This is a genomic window from Microbacterium pasadenense (assembly GCF_047246565.1).
In the GTDB taxonomy this organism is placed as follows: domain Bacteria; phylum Actinomycetota; class Actinomycetes; order Actinomycetales; family Microbacteriaceae; genus Microbacterium.
This window is the reverse complement of record NZ_JBFOKN010000004.1, coordinates 18278-38324: the sequence shown is the minus strand read 5'-3', so window position 1 is coordinate 38324 and position 20047 is coordinate 18278. Positions and strand designations below refer to the sequence as shown.

General features: G+C 70.8%; 15 protein-coding genes. 8 read left to right on the top strand and 7 right to left on the bottom strand.

Annotated elements, in window-relative coordinates; genetic code table 11:
* The first annotated feature begins 54 nt into the window (after positions 1-54).
* The gene (locus AB3M83_RS12425; protein ID WP_412948607.1) at positions 55-3162 is read left to right on the top strand and encodes a S8 family serine peptidase; all 3108 of its coding nucleotides are present in this window, start codon (positions 55-57) and stop codon (positions 3160-3162) included.
* A gap of 70 nt (positions 3163-3232) precedes the next feature.
* On the opposite strand, the gene AB3M83_RS12420 is transcribed toward AB3M83_RS12425, so the two are convergent.
* Positions 3233-3646, bottom strand: coding sequence for a DUF8738 domain-containing protein (locus tag AB3M83_RS12420; protein ID WP_412948605.1), 414 nt, complete (start codon positions 3644-3646; stop codon positions 3233-3235).
* A gap of 108 nt (positions 3647-3754) precedes the next feature.
* On the opposite strand from AB3M83_RS12420, the gene AB3M83_RS12415 reads away from it, so the two are divergent.
* Entirely contained in the window at positions 3755-4051 is a 297-nt protein-coding gene (locus tag AB3M83_RS12415; RefSeq protein ID WP_412948603.1) for a biopolymer transporter Tol, read from the top strand.
* 4 nt (positions 4052-4055) lie between these two features.
* On the opposite strand, the gene AB3M83_RS12410 is transcribed toward AB3M83_RS12415, so the two are convergent.
* From AB3M83_RS12410 to AB3M83_RS12400, 3 genes are all read right to left on the bottom strand, one after another.
* Entirely contained in the window at positions 4056-4727 is a 672-nt protein-coding gene (locus AB3M83_RS12410; RefSeq protein ID WP_412948601.1) for a hypothetical protein, read from the bottom strand.
* Positions 4728-4784: 57 nt separating this feature from the next.
* Positions 4785-5183, bottom strand: coding sequence for a hypothetical protein (locus AB3M83_RS12405; protein ID WP_412948599.1), 399 nt, complete (start codon positions 5181-5183; stop codon positions 4785-4787).
* A gap of 252 nt (positions 5184-5435) precedes the next feature.
* Positions 5436-7028, bottom strand: a complete 1593-nt coding sequence (locus tag AB3M83_RS12400) for a serine/threonine-protein kinase (RefSeq protein ID WP_412948597.1) — start codon at positions 7026-7028, stop codon at positions 5436-5438.
* A 137-nt stretch (positions 7029-7165) separates the two neighbouring features.
* Between AB3M83_RS12400 and AB3M83_RS12395 the strand changes: the two genes are divergently transcribed.
* From AB3M83_RS12395 to ligD, 6 genes are all read left to right on the top strand, one after another.
* The gene (locus AB3M83_RS12395; RefSeq protein ID WP_412948594.1) at positions 7166-8272 is read left to right on the top strand and encodes an FUSC family protein; all 1107 of its coding nucleotides are present in this window, start codon (positions 7166-7168) and stop codon (positions 8270-8272) included.
* Between the two features lie 99 nt (positions 8273-8371).
* Positions 8372-10819 (top strand): ATP-dependent helicase, encoded by a 2448-nt coding sequence (locus AB3M83_RS12390; protein ID WP_412948592.1) that lies wholly within the window; start codon positions 8372-8374, stop codon positions 10817-10819.
* A gap of 210 nt (positions 10820-11029) precedes the next feature.
* A complete protein-coding gene (locus AB3M83_RS12385; RefSeq protein WP_412948589.1) occupies positions 11030-12352 on the top strand; it encodes an HNH endonuclease signature motif containing protein in 1323 nt (440 codons plus the stop codon).
* Positions 12353-12536: 184 nt separating this feature from the next.
* Positions 12537-14228: a sunset domain-containing protein gene (locus AB3M83_RS12380; protein WP_412948587.1), complete on the top strand. Its 1692-nt coding sequence runs from the start codon at positions 12537-12539 to the stop codon at positions 14226-14228.
* 110 nt (positions 14229-14338) lie between these two features.
* Positions 14339-15442 (top strand): SseB family protein, encoded by a 1104-nt coding sequence (locus AB3M83_RS12375; RefSeq protein ID WP_412948583.1) that lies wholly within the window; start codon positions 14339-14341, stop codon positions 15440-15442.
* Between the two features lie 45 nt (positions 15443-15487).
* Positions 15488-16501, top strand: a complete 1014-nt coding sequence (ligD, locus tag AB3M83_RS12370) for a non-homologous end-joining DNA ligase (RefSeq protein ID WP_412948581.1) — start codon at positions 15488-15490, stop codon at positions 16499-16501.
* Here the strand turns inward: ligD and AB3M83_RS12365 are convergent.
* Genes AB3M83_RS12365 through AB3M83_RS12355 form a run of 3 tightly spaced genes read right to left on the bottom strand, consistent with a single transcriptional unit; the run spans position 16498 to position 20043 of the window.
* On the bottom strand, positions 16498-17706 hold the full coding sequence (locus AB3M83_RS12365) for an AI-2E family transporter (protein WP_412948577.1): 1209 nt from the start codon (positions 17704-17706) through the stop codon (positions 16498-16500). The genes ligD and AB3M83_RS12365 overlap by 4 nt on opposite strands.
* 47 nt (positions 17707-17753) lie before the next feature.
* A complete protein-coding gene (locus tag AB3M83_RS12360) occupies positions 17754-18794 on the bottom strand; it encodes an ATP-dependent DNA ligase (protein WP_412948574.1) in 1041 nt (346 codons plus the stop codon).
* A 22-nt stretch (positions 18795-18816) separates the two neighbouring features.
* Positions 18817-20043 carry an acyl-CoA dehydrogenase family protein gene (locus AB3M83_RS12355; protein ID WP_412948571.1) on the bottom strand — a complete coding sequence of 409 codons (1227 nt, stop codon included), beginning with the start codon at positions 20041-20043 and terminating at the stop codon, positions 18817-18819.
* Positions 20044-20047 lie beyond the last annotated feature (4 nt).

Here is a 20047-nt window from a genome sequence, read left to right as displayed (position 1 = left end):
ACGTGAGTCATCGCCGCCTGCCGAGCTCCCCTCCCATAAGGAAAGGCGTTTCCCTTGCACCGACGCATACTGGCAGTCGCGGGCGTCCTCGCCCTCTCGCTGCCCACCACCGCGGCCGTCGCCGCGACCGGCGACGCACCGTCGCCGTCACGGTTCGCCGAGGCACCCTCAAGCGGCCGCATCGACAGCTCCCTCGTCGCCGCCGCGATCGACCCGGACCGCAAGGTCACCGTGATCGTCGAGATGGAAGGCGACCCCGTCGCCGTGGTCGAGGCGGAGAAGGGCCGCGACCTCACGAAGAGCGAGCGCTCGTCGGTGAAGAAGGATCTGAAGAAGAAGCAGGACGCGATCCGCGGCGACATCACGGGCAAGGGCGGCAAGATCCGCGCGCAGATGCAGTCCGCGTACAACGGCATCCAGGCGACGCTGCCGGCCGGCGAGGTCGAGGACGTCTCCACGCTGCCCGGCGTCGTCGCCGTGCACGCCGCTGTCGTGCACGAGCTGGACAACTCCGTGTCCGTTCCCTACCTCGGCGCCCCGGCCGTGTGGGAGGACACCGGCTACACCGGTGAGGGTGTCAAGGTCGCCATCCTCGACACCGGCATCGACTACACGCACGCCGACTTCGGCGGTCCCGGCACCGTCGAGGCGTACGAGGCTGCCGCCGCCGTCTCGGACCAGCCCGCCGATCCGGCGCTGTTCGGTCCCGATGCTCCGCGCGTCAAGGGCGGCATCGACCTCGTCGGCGACGAGTACGACGCCGACGGTGAGGGCGACGCCCTCATCCCGCGGCCCGACACGAACCCGCTCGACTGCGGCGGTCACGGCTCCCACGTCGCCGGCACGGCCGGCGGATCGGGCGTCACCGCCGACGGCACGACCTTCGCCGGCCCGTACGACTCGACGACACCGTCGGTCGACTTCCGCGTCGGTCCGGGTGTCGCACCCGAGTCCGACCTCTACGCCGTCCGCGTCTTCGGCTGCGAAGGCTCCACCGACGTCGTCGTCCCGGCCATCGACTGGGCCGTCGACAACGGCATGGACGTCATCAACATGTCGCTCGGCTCGTCGTTCGGCACCGGCGACAGCCCCGACTCGATCGCCTCCGCCAACGCCGTCGGCGCCGGCGTCGTCGTCGTCGCCTCGGCCGGCAACTCCGGCCACAACCCCTACCTCACCGGTTCGCCCGGGACCGGTGACGGCGTCATCGCCGTCTCGGCCGTCGACAGCACCGAGAGCTTCCCCGGAGCCGCCGTCACCGTCGGCGATCAGACCGTCGAGGCGATCGTCGCCAACGGCGCCTCGGTCGACGGCCTGGGCGAGCTCACCGTCGTGCGGCTGACGGACGACCCGGCCACCCCGGCCAACGAGGCGCTGGGATGTGCGGCATCCGACTACACCCGCGTCGGCATCGTCCCGGGCGGCGACCAGCTCGCCGTCGTGCTGCGCGGAACGTGTGCTCGCGCCGCGAAGCCGATCTTCGGCCAGCAGGCGGGCGCTGCGGCGGTCGTCATGGTGAACACCGACGAGACGCTGCCGCCCTACGAAGGGCCGATCTTCAGCAACCCCGACGACGGCACACCCTTCGAGGTGACGATCCCGTTCCTGGGCGTGCGCGCCTCGGCCGGCGCCGCGTTCGTCGACGGGGAGACCGCCACGCTGGTCGGTCAGCAGATCGACAACCCCGGCTTCCGCGGGTACGCATCCTTCACGTCGTCCGGTCCCCGCAGCGGTGACAGCTCGATCAGCCCCGACGTCGCGGCGCCGGGTGTCTCGATCGCATCCGCCGCCGTCGGAACCGGTTCGTCGCCCGCCATCATGTCGGGCACCTCGATGGCCGCCCCGCACGTCGCGGGCGTCGCCGCCCTGACGGTCCAGTCCCACCCGGACTGGGACGCCGCCGAGGTCTCCTCCGCGATCGTGTCCACAGCCGACCCCGAGAAGGTCGCCGGCATCAACCCGACCCTCGGCGGCGTGGGCCTCGTCGACATCGCCCAGGCGGTCGCGACGACCGCGACGGCGACGGGCGACCGCTTCAAGACCGAGGCCGGCTGGCTTCGTGAGGCCGCGCTGAGCTTCGGCTTCGACGAGTCCACGCGGAGCGTCGGCGGGACGAAGACGGTGACCGTCCACAACAACGGCAGCAAGACCGTGACCTACACCGTCGGCTCGGCGCCGTCCTCGCAGTCACTGGACGCGAAGGTGTCGGTGAGCTCGAAGAAGGTGACGGTCCGCCCCGGCAGGACTGCCAAGGTCCGTGTCTCGGTGTCGGCAGCGGCATCGTCGATCCCGAGCTCGCTGAACCCGGACGACCCGTTCGCGTTCTTCGAGATCTCGGGTGACGTCGTGTTCACCTCGTCGGGCTCGACGCTGCGCGTTCCCTACCTGCTGGTGCCCCGCTCGAACAGCGACGTCGACGTCAGAGGCTCGCTCGGCACGCGCGGCAAGGTGTCCGACGCCGACCGCACGCTCACCCTCTCGAACAAGAAGGGCGCGATCAGCGCTGACGCCGATGTCTACACGTGGGGGCTGTCCGACAAGAAGGACGTTTCCCGTTCGGCGGACACCGGTATCGACCTCCGCGCGGCCGGGGTGCAGTCCTTCGGGACCGAGGACGGCGAACTGGCGGTCTTCGCGGTCAACACGCACTCGCGGTGGTCGAACGCCGCGAGCAACGAGTTCGACGTGGTGATCGACACCGACCGCGACGGCGAGCCGGACTGGGTCGTCATCGCGGTGGACTCGGGCCTCGTCCGTGCGGGCAGCATCGACGGCATCAGCGAGGTGTTCGTGCAGGAGGTGGCCACCGGCGAGCTGTTCTCGACCGGCTTCCTCTCGCAGGCGCCGACCGACAGCAGCACCATCCTGCTGCCGGTGTACCTGTCCGACATGGGCATCACCGATGCCTTCGACTACAGCTTGCAGTCGTTCAGCCTGACCGGCGACGGCACGGACGAGTTCGCCGGCACGGCGACCTACGATCCGGCTGACCCCGCGATCGAGAACGGCCAGTATGTGACGGTGCCGAAGGGCAAGAGCGTGAAGACGACCGTTCACACGGACGCGTCGGCGTTCGCCGCTCAGAAGCCGCTCGGCAGCATGATCGTCGTCACCGACAACGAGTCGGGCGCCGACGAGGCGCTGCTCGTGGCCGTCAAGTAATCCCCCCAGGAGAGGGGGCGGTGCGCATCGCGCATCGCCCCCTCTGTCGTTCCGCCGGACGCGGTCGCCGTCACCGTTCGCAGAGGCGCGGGTCACCGCCGCCCACCCGGTAGTCGTACGTGACGCCGTCGACGCGGACGACGATCCTCATGCCGTCGACGAGCGCCTGGGTGTACGACCGGCCGGGCTTTGGGCAGCCCAGCGAGCCGTCCGTGAAGGTGACGGCCTCGGCCGAGACGAGGTCGGGCGTGCCGGTGATGCCCCGGGCGGCGAGGTCCGCGTCGATGGCCGCCCACGTCGCGTCGGGAACCGTCGGCGACCCGGTCGGACCGAGCGGGCCGGGAGTCGTCGTCTGGAACGGCGGGCGGGCCGAGCCGCTGGAGGACGAGGAGGGGGAGGGCATGATCGCTCCGTTCGCGCAGGCCGTCAGGGTGAGGGCGGCCAGCAGAACGGATGCCGCGCCGGAGAACCGCGAAGAACGCATGATGACCTCCACCCGAGAGGCTACGCCGCCCCGGCCGATGAGGCGACGGTCCGAGGCGATGGGTCGCTCGAGCCGCGGCATCCGTACCGGACCGCGCATACTGGGGCGATGACCGACGAGGATGCCGACGCCGAGCGCTGGCTCGTCATCGACGGTCGGCGCTGGCGGCGGACCGACCCGTCGCTGCCGGAGGACGTGGTCGCGGCGCTGACCTCCCACCTCGGCCGCGGTCGCTCGGCGGTCCGCGCGGCCAAGCGGGCGGGCGACGACGAGGCGCTGCAGGATGCCCGCCGTCGGGTCGGGCTCGCCAAGCACGGGCTGGGGGAGCGCGGGCCGTACTGGTGGGAGGAACCCGAGGCGGATCGGCTCGCCCGAGCGCGGGACGCGCTGAGAGAACTGGACTGACCCCTCACCGGGCGGTCGGCTGGAGGGACAGGATCGCATCCGCGACGGTCGTGGGCTCCTGCAGCATGCCGAGGTGTCCCAGCTGGAGGATCCGCACGGGCCAGCGGGCGTCCGCGGCGACGCGGATCGCGTCCGCGTAGGTCGCGCCGAACGCCACGTAGGCGAGATCGAGACCGACTGACCAGTCTTTCGCCGCCGTGGCACTCGAGGACAGGTAGGACAGCGGGACGCGCGGCGCGTCGGCGTCCACGCGCCGGAAGGTCGCGAGATCCGGGAACAGCGCGGCGACATCCGCTTCCGGCCACCACTGCGTCCACGGCGGGAGCAGGCCGTGCGGCGCGGAGGAGGTGAGCATCTCGCGCAGGCCGGCGGGGACGACGGGCCACGTGCCGCCGCTCAGTGGCGGGATGATCGCATCGAGGAACACGACCTGCGTCACCGTCGACCCGGCCGTGACGGCGGGAACGAAATTGCCGGCGTTGGAATGGGCGATCGCGACCGTCGCACGCGCTCGGTGCGCGGCCGCGACGTAGGTATCCGCAGCCGCCTGAGCCGTCGCGGCCGACGTGGGAGCGGCCCATTCCGCGGTCCACCCGCGCCGGCGCAGCGCGACAGCGAGCGGATCCATCACCTGACCCGGGAGGAACGCGCTTCCCATGATGATCGCCCTGCTCACGTCGTCAGCCTAGGAGCCCTCCCGTGGAGCCGCACTGCTGCGGATCGCTCGATGCGGTCAGCTCGCGGTCAGGGCCTCCGGCGGTGCCACCGCGACGATCGCGGCGGCGACCCGCACGAGACGAGGGTCCGCGGCCGCCAAAGCGTCGGCTTGCAGCGTGGCGACCGCGAGGTACTCCGCGTCACGGAGTTCCGCCCAGTCGTGCTCGCGTGCGAGGTTCCAGGCCGTGCGTCGGGAGACCCGGTCGCCGAGGAGGCGGATCTTCGTCTCGGTGGCCCGGGTGTGGAGAGCGAGGGCGGCCTTCTCGTCCCGCGCGCCGGAACGGACGTCGGCGAGGAGGATCTCGAGGAGATCCGGAAGCACCCGGTTCGGCGCGACGAGCGCGTTGCCCGTCGCGACCACGACATCGCCCGAGGCGATGAGCAGCAGCGTCGCCGCATCGATTGCGTATCGCACCGGCGTCACCCTACTCCGGTCCCACGACATCGTCCGGGATCGGTCGCTCCGACCGGGTCCTCTTCCGGCGGTCATCGCGCACAGTCGACGCGACGGCGGGAGTCGAACCCGCTGCACATCCGGTATGACCCGGTGCCCGGAACCACCCGGACCGTCGCGATGACCACACGCTAACGTGCGCCGTCGACGTCCGCACGGGTTGTTTCCCGGGATGACACTCCATGCCGCGTCGCTGTCGACGGCTGCCGATCGTCAGGGCCCGGAGTTCCCCTTGCCGTTCCCGCCGCCGTTGCCGTTCCCGCCGCCGTTGCCGTTGCCGTTGCCGCCGCCGTTGCCGTTGCCGTTGCCTCGAGCCTTCTCCGCGGCTGCTTTCTCGGCATCCTTCGCCGCGTCCTTCGCGGCCTTCTCGGCATCCTTCGCGGCTTTCTCAGCCGCCTTCTCGGAATCCCTCGAGGCCTTCTCGGCTGCCTTCTCGGCCTCCGTCGCGGCCTTCTCGGCCTCCTCGGCTGCCTCGTCGGACGACGGGCTGGACGGGCTCGGCTTCGTCGTGGTGGTCGTCGTCGAGGTGTCGACGGTGACCGCATCGCGGTCGTCGGTGGTGTCGTCGGTGGCGTCGTCTGCGGTGTCGTCGGACCGCAGCGGCTCGATCTCCTCCGCCTCGTCGGCGATCTGCTGCTCGACGCCCGACGACGGCGACGGCTCGGTGACGGTGGAGCCCACCTCGGGGCCGCCGGTCCCCGGAAGCCCCCCTGCCCAGAGGTTGCCGGCGATCACGAGGATCGCCGCTGCTGCTGCGGCGAAGCCCACGAGGGTCCACGGTCGGGTCCACAGCCGCCGCCGCGGCGCGCTGCGGGACGTCGCCACCGGGCTCACCGGCGGGCGGGGTCGCGGCGGGACGGGAGGGAGGGCCCGCGTCGCGACATCCGCGGGGGAGACCGGGTGGACCGCCTCCATCCGCACGGGGGTCGCCGGAGCGTCGTCGCCGACGGGCTCGGGGCGGACGATGTCGACGGGGAGCCCACCGGCGCGTTCCGCCACCTCGCGCGCGGCGGGGCGATCGGCCGGATCACTCGCGATCATCGCGGTCAGCAGTGCCGACCATTCCGGGCCGATCCACTGCGGCACGTCGGGCGTCTGGATCAGCCGTGCCATCACCTGGCCGATGCCGGATGCCTCGGGGAACGCGCGCTGGCCGCTGAGCGCCTCGAGCAGCAGCAGACCGAGGGCGTAGACGTCGGCCGGCGGACCGGCCGGTCCGCCGCGGACCTGCTCCGGCGCCAGGTACGCGGCGGTGCCGATGACGGTTCCCGGCGAGGTGTGGCGCGTGCCGTCGGCGAGGTACGCGACGCCGAAGTCCGCCAGCTTCGCCCAGTAGCGGCGACCGGGCGCCGCGCTCGGCGCGAGGAGGACGTTCGACGGCTTGATGTCGCGGTGGATGATGCCGGCGCTGTGCACGACGTGGAGCGCGGAAGCCAACTCCACCGCCATGGCGGAGACTTCCGCGGCGGCCATCGCGCCGTCCTGAAGCGCCTGCGACAGCGACGGCCCCTCGACGAACTCCATGACGAGGTACTCCGGCTCACCGGGGACCACGTGCGCGTCGAAGAGCGTGACGAGAGAGGGGTGGTTGAGCGAGGCGAGCAGCGCCATCTCGGTGCGGGCGCGCGGACCGATCGCGAGGTCGTCGGCATCCGTCCGCATCATCTTGACGGCGACGGTCCGTCCGAGGATGACGTCCTCCGCGCGGAAGACGCGGGCCATGCCACCCTGGCCGACGCAGTCGCCCAGCTGGTAGCGACCGGCCAGCAGCGCGGCCGTCTGCGGCTCGTCGTGCGGTTCGGTCACGGTCCTGCCTCCATGCGCGCCGCTCGGGTTCGCGACATCGCGACGCTATCGCCCGGTGGCGGCTGCCCTCCCCCCGGTTGACGGGGGCGGTGTTTGGTGCAAGGGCGGGGCTCAGCCGCGAGCGATAACGTGACGGAATGCCCCGAAACGCCCCCCGGCGCACGGCCGCGCAGGTCGCGCTCGCCGCGCGCCGCACCGGCCGCGACGTGTTCTCTCCCCGCCGCCTGATCCTGGCGCTGAAGACGGCGGTCGCCGCCGCCGTCGCGTGGTACCTCGCTCCGTGGGTGCCGTACGCCGACGCCGAGTACTCGTACTACGCGCCGCTCGGCGTCCTCGTGAGCATGTACCCGACGGTGGCGGACTCGGCACGGGCGGGACTGCAGGCCCTGATCGGACTGGCCTGCGGCATCGCCGTCGGGTTCGGCGGGCTCGCGATCGTCGGGGCGGGAGCGCCCGGCATCGTCGCGCTGGCCGTGGTCGTCGCCGTGGGCGTCACGCTCGGCGGCATCCGTGCGCTCGGCATCGGACGGGACTGGATCGCGCTGGCCGGACTGTTCGTCCTGCTGCTGGGCGGGCGCGACGCCGACGGATTCTCGTCGTCGTACCTGCTCACGATGGCGTTCGGTGTGGTGATCGGCGTCATCGCGAACTATCTGCTCGTCCCGCCGCTGTACCTGCAGAGCGCCCGCGATCGACTGTCGGAGCTGCGCGCCGCCGTGACGACGGCGCTCGACCGGGCCGCCGATTCCGTGGCGGCGGGCGAACTGTCGCCCACCACGCTGCGGGAGGACGGGGCCGCCCTCGCGGAGATGTCCACCGCTGTGGCCGACGACGTCGACGAGGCATCCCGGTCGGAGCGCGCGAACGTGCGGGCGCGAGGCCTCGGCGGCGTGCGGGATGAGAACTCGCAGCGCTGGTGGGGTCTGGAACGCACGACCTACCTCGCGCGGGACCTCCTCGACGTGCTCGCCCAGCAGAATGAGCTGGACGAGCGCCACGGCGATCTCGCCGCGTTCGCGGAGGCGCTGCGTCGCGTGGCCGATCTCGTCGCCACACCGCCCGGCGACAGCGATATCAAGGGCCGGACGGATGCCGCGTGGCAGGCCGTGGAGGCGTACGGGAGGACACTGCCCGTGCCCCGCGACGCGACGGACACGCACGATCGACCGGGCCTCTGGATCGTCGGCGCACTCGGACGGATCATCGACATCTCGCGACGCGTCTATGACGCGCTCGGCGAGTGACCGGCCGGATCCCACTCGCGGCGGACCACTGTGGCATCCGCCCTCACGCATTGCCCGGCCCGGCACGATGTCAGCGGGTGAACGTAGACTGAGGGGGACATGACCGACCCTCTCACGCCCGTCATCCTGGGCGCCTCGCAGTCCGACGGCCGCCCCGACGAAGACCTGCTTCGGGGGCTCAATGCGCCTCAGCGCGACGCCGTCACCTCCCGCGGGTCGGCCCTCCTCATCGTCGCCGGTGCCGGCTCGGGCAAGACCAGCGTGCTGACCCGGCGCATCGCGTCGCTGCTGCGGACACGCGAGGCATGGCCGAGCCAGATCCTCGCGATCACGTTCACCAACAAAGCCGCGGGCGAGATGCGGGAGCGCGTTCGTCAGCTGATCGGCGACAGCGCGCAGGGCATGTGGATCTCGACGTTCCACTCCGCGTGCGTGCGCATCCTCCGCCGCGAAGCCGACCAGTTCGGATTCACGAAGAGCTTCACGATCTACGACTCGGGCGACTCGCGTGCGCTCATCAAACGCCTCGTCAAGCAGCACGAGGGCGACGCCTTCGGGTTCACCCCCGCCGCCGTGCAGGGCCGCATCTCGAAGCTGAAGAACGAACTCGCCGACGCGGAGTCCTACGCCCGGCAGGCGAACATGAGCGACCCCGCCGAGCGGGTGTTCGTGGACATCTTCGCCGACTATCAGCGCGCTCTCCAGAAGGCGAACGCGTTCGACTTCGACGATCTGATCGCGCAGACGGTGTACCTGTTCCGCGCCTTCCCGCACGTCGCGGACGTCTACCGCAAACGGTTCCGGCACGTCCTGGTCGACGAGTACCAGGACACCAACCACGCGCAGTACGCGCTCATCCACGAGCTGACCCGTCCCGTCGTCGGCAAGGCCGGCGATGCGTTCTCGAGCGGCGGGATGATGATCTTCGAGCCGGACGAGGCGCCCGAGATCGAGGGTGCCTCGCTCACCGTCGTCGGCGACTCGGACCAGTCGATCTATGCGTTCCGCGGCGCGGACATCCGCAACATCAGCGAGTTCGAACGCGACTTCCCCGGCGCGAAGGTCGTGCTGCTCGAGCAGAACTACCGGTCGACGCAGAACATCCTGTCGGCCGCGAACGCGGTCATCGGGCACAACTTCGACCGCAAGGACAAGAAGCTGTGGACGGATGTCGGCGACGGAGAACCGATCATCGGGTTCACCGGCTACTCGCAGCACGATGAAGCGCAGTTCGTCGCGGACGAGATCGAGTCGCTGCACCGCAGCGGGGTCGACTACTCCCAGGTGGCCGTCTTCTACCGCACCAACTCGCAGTCGCGCGCGCTCGAGGAGATCTTCATCCGAGCGGCCCTGCCGTACAAGATCATGGGCGGCACCAAGTTCTACGAGCGCGCCGAGATCAAGGATGCGATCGCGTACCTCGTCGCCGTGGCGAATCCCGCGGACGAGATGGCGGTGCGCCGCATCCTGAACCGTCCCCGCCGTGGGATCGGGGACGTCACCGAGACGGCGATCGCCCGGTACGCCGCGGAGGAGGGCATCACCTTCCGCGATGCGCTGGCGAACGCGTCGGCGCTGGGCGTCGGACCGAAGATCCAGCAGGCGATCGCGCACCTCGATGCCGTTCTGGCCGAGGCATCCGAGATCATGCTGCCGAGTTCCGGCGAGGTGGCGCCGTCGACATCCGTGACCGAGGGGCTGAACCTGCTCCTCAACAAGTCCGGATACTCCGACGCGCTGCGCATGTCGAAGGACCCGCAGGACGAAGCGCGCGTCGAGAACCTCGACGAGCTCGTCGCGGTCACCCGCGAGTTCGCGCGAAACAACCCCGAAGGCACCCTGCTCGACTTCCTCACCGAGGTGACACTCGTGTCGGATGCCGACGATCTCGACGACGCATCGGGTTCGGTGTCGCTCATGACGATGCACACCGCCAAGGGGCTGGAGTTCGACGCCGTGTTCGTCACCGGCGTCGAAGAGGATCTCATCCCGCACCGCATCTCGGCGGGCGAACCCGGCGGGCCGCAGGAGGAGCGTCGGCTGTTCTACGTCGCGCTCACACGCGCCCGGAAGCGCCTGTTCCTGTCGCTGGCGATGACCCGTGCGCAGTTCGGCGAGGTGACGGCGGCGATGCCCAGCCGGTTCCTGCAGGAGATCCCGCACCAGCTGATCGACTGGCGGCAGTCGCCCGGAGACGTCAACTCCCGCGGCGGCACCCAGTCCCGTGCTCTCAACGGGCGCCGCGCGGGCGCGGGCGGCGGGTCGCGCTTCGGCGGATCGAACCGGTACGGCGACGACCTCGTGCCGCTGCCGCCCCGTGAGAAGACCGGATCGATCGAGAAGTTCGCGAACCGCATCCCCTCGAAGGTGCGCGACAACGGCGACCTGGAGCTGGCTCCGGGCGACCGCATCCGCCACGACGACTTCGGCGAGGGCCGGATCGACATGGTGACCGGCGAAGGCGCCAAGCGAGTCGCGCACGTCCGGTTCGACGGTGCCGGGGCGAAGAAGCTGCTGATCAAGATCGCGCCGATCACCAAGCTGTAGAGCGTGTCCGGCGGACGGATCGCGCTCGCCCTCGGGTGATGCGCGGGGTCGGTGATGCGTGCGGTCGGTGATGCGTGCGGTCGGGTAGCCGAATCTCGTGAGAGCGCCGTCTTCTCCACAGGTCGTCCTGCTGGCGGGTTGTCCACAGGAATCGGCGTTGATCTGGGGTTGTGTGGGGTGGATGTCGGACCCCCTCGTCAGAATGGGGGTATGACAGCACTGGTTCCGGAGCCCGGTTCGGGGGCTCGGCGTCTCGCGGAGATCGTCGACGCGGTCGCGGGTCGGCGGCGGGAGATCGCCCGGTTGCAGGCGGCGGAGGCGGCGCTGCTGTCCGAGGCGATGGATGTCGCGTTGGAGCAGATGGGTCCGCCGTCGCGGGATCTGGATGCGCCGTATGACGTTCCGGTCCGGTCGGCGGCGGCGCAGATCGCGGTCGCGGTGCGGGTGTCGGATCGGACGGTGCAGGCGTGGATGGATGCCGCGCACACACTGTGCGACCTGTTCCCGGCGACGCACGCGGCGCTGGGTGAGGGGCGGATCGAGCGGTCGCATGCGCAGGTGATCGCCGAGGCCGGGGTCAACATCCTCGATGCGGCCGCGCGGGTGGAGTTCGAGGGGGCGGTGCTGCCGGTCGCGGAACGGGAGTCCGCGAACCGGTTGCGGCCGATCGCGCGGCTGCTGGCGCAGCGGATCCACCCGGTCCCCCTCGCCGACCGGCACCGGGCCGCCGCGGCCCGCCGCGGCGTGTGGCTGCGGGAAGGGGTCGACGGGATGGGGGAGCTCGGGTTCAGCGGGCCGATGGTCCAGGTCACGGCGATCAAATCCCGCCTCGACCTCCTCGCCCGCGAGGTCATCGACGCCCGGCACGGACGGTCGGGTGGTGATCCCGGTGATGCGCTCGAGGGACTGAACGAACCGTGCTCGCGAGATACCCGGTCGATGGGGGAGGTCCGGTTCGACGTCGCAGCAGACCTGCTGCTCACCGGGCACGCCACTCCCCAGGACTCCGAGGACTCCCTCCCGCGAGGCGATGCGATCCGCGCACGCGTGCAGATCACCGTGCCGGTGCTGACCCTCCTTGGCACGTCCACCGAGCCTGCGGAACTCGCCGGGCACGGACCGATCGACCTGGACACCGCCCGCGACCTGGCCGGCCACGCCCCCGGGTGGGACCGGGTGCTCACCCATCCGGTCACCGGGTGCGTGCTCGCGGTGGACCGGTACCGGCCCACCGCAGAGCAGCGTCGCTTGCTCGCGGTCCGGGACGAGCACTGCCGGTTCCCCGGCTGCCGGCAACCTGCACACCGGTGCGACATCGACCACACCATCCCCGCCGGACACGACGGCCCCACCGAGATCTGCAACCTCGCCCACCTCTGCCGCAGACATCACACCCTCAAACACCACTCCGCATGGAAAGGCCGACAACACCCCACCGGCGTCCTCGAATGGACCAGCCCCAGCGGGCACACCGTCCCCGACATCCCCGCCCGCACCCTCGTGTTCACCGCGGTGGATCCGCCACCGTTCTGACGCCGGAGTGGATCGCGGCGCCCTTCTCCTCGGAGAGACGAGTTGCGTAGCCGGATCGTGATCTCGGCCGGCGATATCCGTAGCGCGGATGGCTCGTCCGTCGTGTGACAATGACCTGTGGCCACCCGCTGGGAGGGGGTCGCAGAACATCGCGATCCCGATCGCGTCTCACTGGGGGAAATCAATGGAGATTGCTGCGCGCCGTCGCACACTTGCCACGATCACTGCGTCAGCGCTGCTGGCCGGGACGATCTTCGCGCTGCCGCAGGCTGCGACCGCCGCGGAGGTGACGGGATCCATTTCCGGCACGGTCACGTCCGACGTCATCGAGGACGGCGACGGGTGGGTAACGGCCTACCAGGTCAAGGCGGATCAGATCGTCGACGAGTTCGGAGCGCCGATCGCCGAGGACGGAACCTACTCGGTCACAGATCTGCCCGCCGGCACGTACCGGTTGGCCTTCACCGATTCCGCCGGATGGTACGACGACCTGATCCACTGGCAGGAATGGTGGAACGACTCGACCACCTTCGCCGCCGCCACGGGCCTCGAGCTCTCGGCGGGCGCGTCCCTTCTCGGCATCGATGCGGATCTCGAGTCCGTCAGCGGGAAGGCGTCCTACCCCGTCATTCAGGGCAAGCCGGCCGTCGGGACGAGGCTCACGGCGTACCCCGGAGTGTGGCCCGCCGGTGCTCAGCTGGACTACGAGTGGTACGTCGGTGGCGACGAGAGCCCCGTTGCCACGACGCCGTCGTTCACACCGACATCCGCCCAGCTCGGCGAGCCGCTCTCGGTCGTCGTGTACGCGGCGATCGATCCGTTCGGGACGGCGAGTTCCACGCACTGGCAGTACAAGGCGAGCTACCAGACCTCCGCCGTGGTGGCAGGAACGCTCACCGCCGCGACCCCGACCGTCTCGGGTACCGCTGCCGTCGGCAGCACCCTCAAGGCGAACCCCGGCAGCTGGACGAAGGGCACTTCCCTCGCCTACCAATGGTACGCCGACGGCAAGGCCATCTCCAAGGCGACCGCCGCGGCCTACAAGGCCACATCAGCCGTCGCCGGCAAGGCGCTGAGCGTGAAGGTCACCGGCAAGAAGGCCGGGTACAAGAGCTTGTCGAAGGCGTCCAAGGCGACCGCCAAGGTCACGACCGCCGGCACGCCGACCGTCTCCGGATCGGCCGTCGTGGGCGCCACGCTCACCGTCAAGGCGGGAACCTGGACGAAGGGCGCGTCGCTCTCGTACCAGTGGTACGCCGACGGCAAGGCCATCTCCAAGGCGACGAAGTCGGCCTACAAGGTGACCTCGGGGGCCGCGGGGAAGCCCCTCACCGTCAAGGTGACCGGCAAGAAGGCGGGATACGCGACCGTCTCGAAGACCTCGAAGGCGACGGCGAAGGTCACCCTCGCCGGGACGCCCGCCATCACGGGAACCGCCCAGGTCGGCAAGAAGCTGACCGCCAAGGCGGGCAGCTGGACGTCCGGAACGTCGTTCAGCTACCGGTGGTACGCGAACGGCAAGGCGATCTCGAAAGCCACCAAGTCGACGTACACCGTGGCATCCAGCGTGACGGGCAAGGCGCTCACCGTGAAGGTCACCGGCAAGAAGTCGGGTCACACCACCGTCTCGAAGACGTCCAAGGCCACGGCCAAGGTCAAGGCAGCTGCGAAGAAGCCGTCGAGCAAGGCGGCGCCGATCAGCACGAACAGCTGCCCGAAAAGCCACCCCATCAAGGGCAACCAGACGACCCGCCACACGAGCGACTGGATCTACCACGTTCCCGGCGGGCAGTACTACGGCGTCACGAACCCCGAGGAGTGCTTCGCCACCGAGGGCGCGGCCCAGCGGGCCGGCTACCGCGCCTCCATGCGCTGAACACCCGCGTCGACAGGCGCACGGCACACCGCACCGACGCCGGTCGGGCAGGGCAGATCGCCTTCGCCCGATCGGCGTCCGCCGTATCCGCCGCCGCGTACGCTGAACCCATGGCTCTGTTCTCCCGCCGCTCCAAGAACCAGCCCGACGATTCGGCGAATCAGCCCGACGAACACGCTGAGGTCCCCGTCGACGCCGACACGACCCTCTCCGGCGTGCACGAGGACGTCTCGGCCGCCGTCGCCGCCGAAGAAGCCGACCGGGGCCCGGAAGAGGCCGTGCCGCACGTCCCGATCTCGGTCTCGACCTACGGGCAGACGGCCCGGCCCGCCGCCGCGCAGCCGGCATCCGCGTCGACGGCCGGCGCCCCCGCCCTGCCGCCGGTCCCGGCCGAAGCGCCCGTCCGCACCGAGGGCCACGCCGGCATGCCCGACAACACGCTCCTCCTCGCGGCCCTCGCAGGCCTGCCCGAGACGCCCGACAACGCCGCCATCCTCAACGTGATGCGCCAGGCGCTCCAGGGGACGCTATACCTGCGGGTCCTCGGCGATGCCCGTGCGCAGCTGAAGGAAGGCGCGCCCCTCCGGCTCGCGATCTCCACCCTCGGCGACAAGAAGTTCCTCCTCGCCTACAGCGGTGCCGCCGGCATCCAGGCGGGCGTCGCCGTCGACCCCGACACGAGCACCTCGATCCTCGGCCAGCCCACCCAGTCGGTCCTCCGCAACGCGATCGACGCCGGGTACGACGGGCTCATCATCGACCACGCCGGTCCCGGGCGCCGGATCATCCTGCCGACCGCACTCCTCACCCGCACCCTCGAGCAGGCCGACCCGGAGTTCACGATCAAGAACCTGCTGAGCGACGCGCGCACCGACGCCACCGCCCGGTACGTCGTCGAGGCGCTTCTCAAGACGCCCGTCTGGATCGCCGCCGGAACCCGCAGCGACGGCGAAGGCCTCGGCATCGCCGAGGCCCGCAGCGCCGACGGCGTCCGCTACCTGCAGGTGTTCTCGCACCCGCTCGAGGTCCTGGCGCTCCGCCGGGACGACCGCCCGCTGCCGATCACGGTCGCCCAGCTGGCGACCGCCCTCGCGAGCGACCCCGCGCTCAGCGGCGTCCTCGTCGACGCGGCAGGACCCTGGATCCGGCTCGACCGCGCGCAGCTCGCGCCGCTCCTCGCCTTCGCCGAAACGGATGCCGGAGCCGCTGAGTAGCCACCCCCTGTGCCGGCCGACGGGACCGGCTCTAGGGTGGGTCGCATGGCGTCCGAGCGAATCACCCTGACGATCCCCGGCGGACGCGAGCTCTCGCTCTCGAGCCCGAACCGCGTGCTCTACCCGGACGTCGGCATCACCAAGCACGAGCTCGCCGAGTACGTCCTGGCGGTCGCCGAGCCGTTCCTCCGTGCCAACGGGCACCGGCCGGTGTCGCTCGAGCGCTTCCCCGACACGGTCGACGGGGACAGCTTCTTCTCGAAGAATCCCCCGAAGGGGACGCCGGACTACGTGGACGCCGTCATGTGCACCTACAACAGCGGCCGCCGGCATCCGCAGGTGGTCCTGAACGAGGCCGCCGCGATCGCGTGGGCGGTGCAGATGAACACCGTCGTCTTCCATCCCTGGGCCTCGCTCGCCGACGACACCGACAACCCCGTCGAGCTGCGCATCGACCTCGACCCGCAGCCGGGGACGGACTTCGCGGATGCCGCGGCCGTCGCCCCCGCGCTCCGCGACGTCCTCCGCGAAGCGGGACTGGAGGCATGGCTCAAGACGAGCGGCAACCGCGGCATCCACGTGTTCTGCCCGATCGAGCCGACCCACGAGTTCCTCGACGTCCGCCACGCCGTCATCGCGGCGGGCCGCGAGCTTGAGCGCCGCCTGCCCGAGAAGGTCACCACCAACTGGTGGAAGGAGGAGCGCGGGGAACGCGTCTTCATCGACTTCAACCAGGCGAACCGCGACCGGACGATGGCGGGCGCTTACAGCCCTCGCGCCCTGCCCGGCGCGACCGTCGCGACGCCGATCGGCTGGGATGAGCTCGAGGCGGGCGTCGACCCGACGGCCTTCACCGTCCGGACCGTGCCGCAGCGTCTGGCCGACATCGGCGACCCCTGGGAGGGGCTGCAGGATTCCCCGGGTCGCATCGACACCCTGCTGGAGTGGTGGCAGCGCGACCTCGACACGGGGCTCGGCGAGCTCCCGTTCCCGCCGGAGTTCCCGAAGATGCCGGGAGAGCCGCCGCGCGTGCAGCCGTCCCGCGCGAAGAAGGACTAAGCGACCGGAGTGTCGGCCGTCGACGGGTCGGCACCCGACCGGGCGGCCTGACGGTGCTCGCGCGCCGGACGCGGCCGCGCCCACCGGGCCGGCGTGTCCGGGCCGTCCCACACCTGGATGATGCCCCACGCGGCTGCCGTCAACGGCACCGCGAGGATCGCGCCCACGATCCCGCCGAGCACGGTGCCGACGGTCAGCGCGATCAGGATGACGAAGGCGTGCAGCTTCATCGAGCGTCCCATGAGGACCGGCTGCAGGAAGTTGCCCTCCGCCTGGTTCACCACGACGACGACGGCCACGACGATGAGGGCCACCACCCAGCCGTTCGCGACGAGCGCGACGAGTGCCGCCAGGATGCCGGCGAGCGTTGCTCCCACGATCGGGATGAAGGCCAGGATGAACACGAGCACCGCGAGCGGGATCGCGAGCGGCACCTGCAGGATCAGCAGGCCGATCAGGATGCCGAGGGCGTCGACGGCCGCGACGGCCGCCGTGCCACGCACGTACGAGCCGAAGGTGTGGACCGTCTTGTCGCCGATGCGGAGCGCACGCTCGTACGACTCGCCCCGGAACGGGCGGAGCAGGAACGCCCACATCTGCGGGCCGTCCTTCAGGAAGAAGAAGAGCATGGTCACGAACAGGACGAATCCGGTCAGGAAGCTCGCGACCGCACTGACGCCGGCCAGCGCGCCCGACCCGAACTGCGCGCTCGTGAGGAAGTCGGTCGCCGTCGCGATCACGCTGTCGATCTGCTCCTGATCGATCTCGATGGGCAGCGTCTGCACCCACGCCAGCAGATCCTGGAAGCCGCCCTCGGCGCTGCTGTACAGCTCATCCCATTGGTCGCGGACCGCCCACGTGATGAGCCAGGAGAGCGCCCCGAGGATCACGACGATCGCGAGAAGGGTCAGGATCGTCGCCAGCGCGTCGGGGACACCTCGTCGCCGCATCGCCCTCATGACGGGGGACACCGCCGACGCGATGATCAGCGCCAGCAGGAGGGGGATCGTCACGACGGTCAGCTGCAGCAGTCCCAGCATGACGGCGACGGCGAGGCCGACGACCAGGATGATCTGCAGCGCCCGGGTCGCGAGGCTGCCGAAGCCGTCCGACCAGAGGCTGAACGGCTTTCCGGGCGTCGTCACCCGCACCGGACGCGCGTCGTCCAGCCGCACCGAACGAGGGGAGGAGTCGAAGAGGCCCATGGAGCGACCCTAGACGACGGGGGCGGGGATCGACCGAACCCCTTGACTCATTCGAGGACGCGACCGAGGTCGTACGCGGAGACCGTCTCGAGCTGATCGAACGTGCACGACCGGGCTTCCCGGTCGGGGCGCCACCGCTGGAACTGGACGGTGTGGCGGAAGCGGTCGCCCTCCAGCTGGTCGTAGGCCACTTCGAGCACCCGCTCCGGCCGCAGGCGCACGAACGACACGTCCTTCGAGCCCGCGAAGCGCGAGCGGTCCGATTCGCCGGTGACGGCGCGGCCGTCATCGTCTCGCTCCACGAGCGGGGCGAGCTCGTCGATGAGTGCGAGCCGCCGTGCGTTGCTCCAGGCGGCGACGCCGCCGACCGAGCGGAGCTCCCCGGCATCGTCGTAGAGGCCGACCAGCAGCGAGCCGACCCCCGCGCCGCTCTTGTGGATCCGGTATCCCAGCGCGACGACGTCGGCAGAGCGCGCGTGCTTGATCTTGAACATCGTCCGCTTGTTCGGCGCATACGGCGCAGCGAGCGGCTTCGCGACGACGCCGTCGAGGCCGGCGCCCTCGAACTCGGCGAGCCATCGCTCGGCGACCTCGCGGTCCGTCGTCGTGCGCGTCAGATGGACGGGCGCCGGCACGTCTGCGAGCACCTCTTCGAGCTGCGCGCGGCGCTCCGCGAACGGCTCGCCCTGCAGATCGCGGTCGCCGCGCGCGAGGAGGTCGAAGGCGACGAACATCGCCGGATGCGTCTCGCTGAGCATCGTCACGCGGGATGCCGCAGGGTGGATCCGCTGCGAGAGGATCTCCCACTGCAGCCGCTGCGACCCCGGCTCACCGTCTGCCACGACGATCTCGCCGTCCAGGAGGCACGGTTCGGGGACGAGACGCGCGATGGCCTCGACGAGTTCCGGGAAGTACCGGGTCAGCGGCTTGGAGCCGCGGGACCCGATCTCGACGTCCTGGCCGTCCCACGAGATCAGCGCGCGGAACCCGTCCCACTTCGGTTCGAAGCTCAGGCCTCCGGGTGTCTTCGCCGGATCGGGCACGGCCGGGACGGACTTCGCGAGCATCGGTGCGGGGATCTCGTACATGCGCCCCATCCTGCCGGTCCGATCAGGCGAAGGCACCCATTCCGGTGATGTCGCGACCGAGCAGCAGCGCCTGCACCGACTCGGTGCCCTCGTAGGTGTGGATCGCCTCGATGTCGGCCATGTGCTGCATGACGCCGTTCTCGAGCAGGATGCCGTTGCCGCCGAGCAGGTCGCGGGCGGTGGCCGCCACCCGCCGTGCGGCACGGGTGTTGTGGAACTTCGCGAGCGACGCCTGCGTCGGCCGGAGCCCGCCCGCGGTCTCGAGGTCGGCGAGCCGGCGGCAGAACAGCTGCATGGCGGTGAGGTCCTCGAGCATGTGCGCGAGCCGCTCCTGCACCATCTGGAACTTCGCGAGCGGCTTGCCGAACTGCACCCGCTGCTGCGCGTACTGCAGCGCCGCCTCGTAGCAGGCCGTCGCGTGGCCGAGCGCCGACCAGGCCACCCCCGATCGCGTCGCGTAGAGGACGGTGGAGGCGTCCTTGAAGCTCCGGGTGCCGGGGAGGACGGCATCGCCCGGGACCCGCACGTCGTCCAGGGCGATGTGGGCCTGGTGGATGCCGCGCAGCGAAGCCTTGCCGGTGATCACCGTGCCGGTGTAGCCGGGCCGATCCTGTTCGACGAGGAAGCACCGCACGGCGCCGTGCAGCTCGGAGCCCTCATCGTCGACACGCGCCCACACGAAGGTGATCCCGCCGGTCGCGCCGTTGCCGATCCACTTCTTCGCACCCCGGATGACCCATTCGCCGCCGTCCCGGCGCGCGACGGTCTCGAGCGAGACGGAGTCCGATCCGTGGTCGGGCTCGGTGAGCGCGAACGCCGCCGGGACCTCGCTGCGGGCGACCGCGCTCAGCCACCGCTCCTGCTGGTCGTCGCTGCCGAACAGCGCCAGGGTGCGCAGCGCGAGGCCGCCCTGGACCGCGAGCACGGTGCCGAGCGATCCGTCGCCGCGGGAGACCTCCATGTTCACGAGGCCCGCCGCGAGCGGCGAGAACCGGGTCAACCGGGGGTGCTCGATCCCGTCGTTGAGCAGGTCGAGCTCACCCAGGCGGGCGGCGACGTCCATCGGGTAGTCGGCGGCGTCCCAGGCGTCGCGCATCCGGTCGCCGACCTCGTCCACCAGGTCCTGCGCCCGCTCCCAGACCTCGCGGTCGGCATCGGGGATGTCGGCGAAGACGGCGTAGTAGTCGGTGCCGACCCGGCCGAGCACGTCGTAGTGCGGGACGGAATCGCCGGGGAGAGGAGAGGTCATGCAC

What these genes read in the sequence shown, in the direction of transcription:
- AB3M83_RS12420 (WP_412948605.1), bottom strand. Translation starts at nt 3,646, where the DNA reads ATGCGTTCTTCGCGGTTCTCCGGCGCGGCATCCGTTCTGCTGGCCGCC.
- ligD (WP_412948581.1), top strand. Translation starts at nt 15,488, where the DNA reads ATGGCGTCCGAGCGAATCACCCTGACGATCCCCGGCGGACGCGAGCTC.
- AB3M83_RS12385 (WP_412948589.1), top strand. Translation starts at nt 11,030, where the DNA reads ATGACAGCACTGGTTCCGGAGCCCGGTTCGGGGGCTCGGCGTCTCGCG.
- AB3M83_RS12375 (WP_412948583.1), top strand. Translation starts at nt 14,339, where the DNA reads ATGGCTCTGTTCTCCCGCCGCTCCAAGAACCAGCCCGACGATTCGGCG.
- AB3M83_RS12415 (WP_412948603.1), top strand. Translation starts at nt 3,755, where the DNA reads ATGACCGACGAGGATGCCGACGCCGAGCGCTGGCTCGTCATCGACGGT.
- AB3M83_RS12360 (WP_412948574.1), bottom strand. Translation starts at nt 18,794, where the DNA reads ATGTACGAGATCCCCGCACCGATGCTCGCGAAGTCCGTCCCGGCCGTG.
- AB3M83_RS12355 (WP_412948571.1), bottom strand. Translation starts at nt 20,043, where the DNA reads ATGACCTCTCCTCTCCCCGGCGATTCCGTCCCGCACTACGACGTGCTC.
- AB3M83_RS12365 (WP_412948577.1), bottom strand. Translation starts at nt 17,706, where the DNA reads ATGGGCCTCTTCGACTCCTCCCCTCGTTCGGTGCGGCTGGACGACGCG.
- AB3M83_RS12380 (WP_412948587.1), top strand. Translation starts at nt 12,537, where the DNA reads ATGGAGATTGCTGCGCGCCGTCGCACACTTGCCACGATCACTGCGTCA.
- AB3M83_RS12395 (WP_412948594.1), top strand. Translation starts at nt 7,166, where the DNA reads ATGCCCCGAAACGCCCCCCGGCGCACGGCCGCGCAGGTCGCGCTCGCC.
- AB3M83_RS12390 (WP_412948592.1), top strand. Translation starts at nt 8,372, where the DNA reads ATGACCGACCCTCTCACGCCCGTCATCCTGGGCGCCTCGCAGTCCGAC.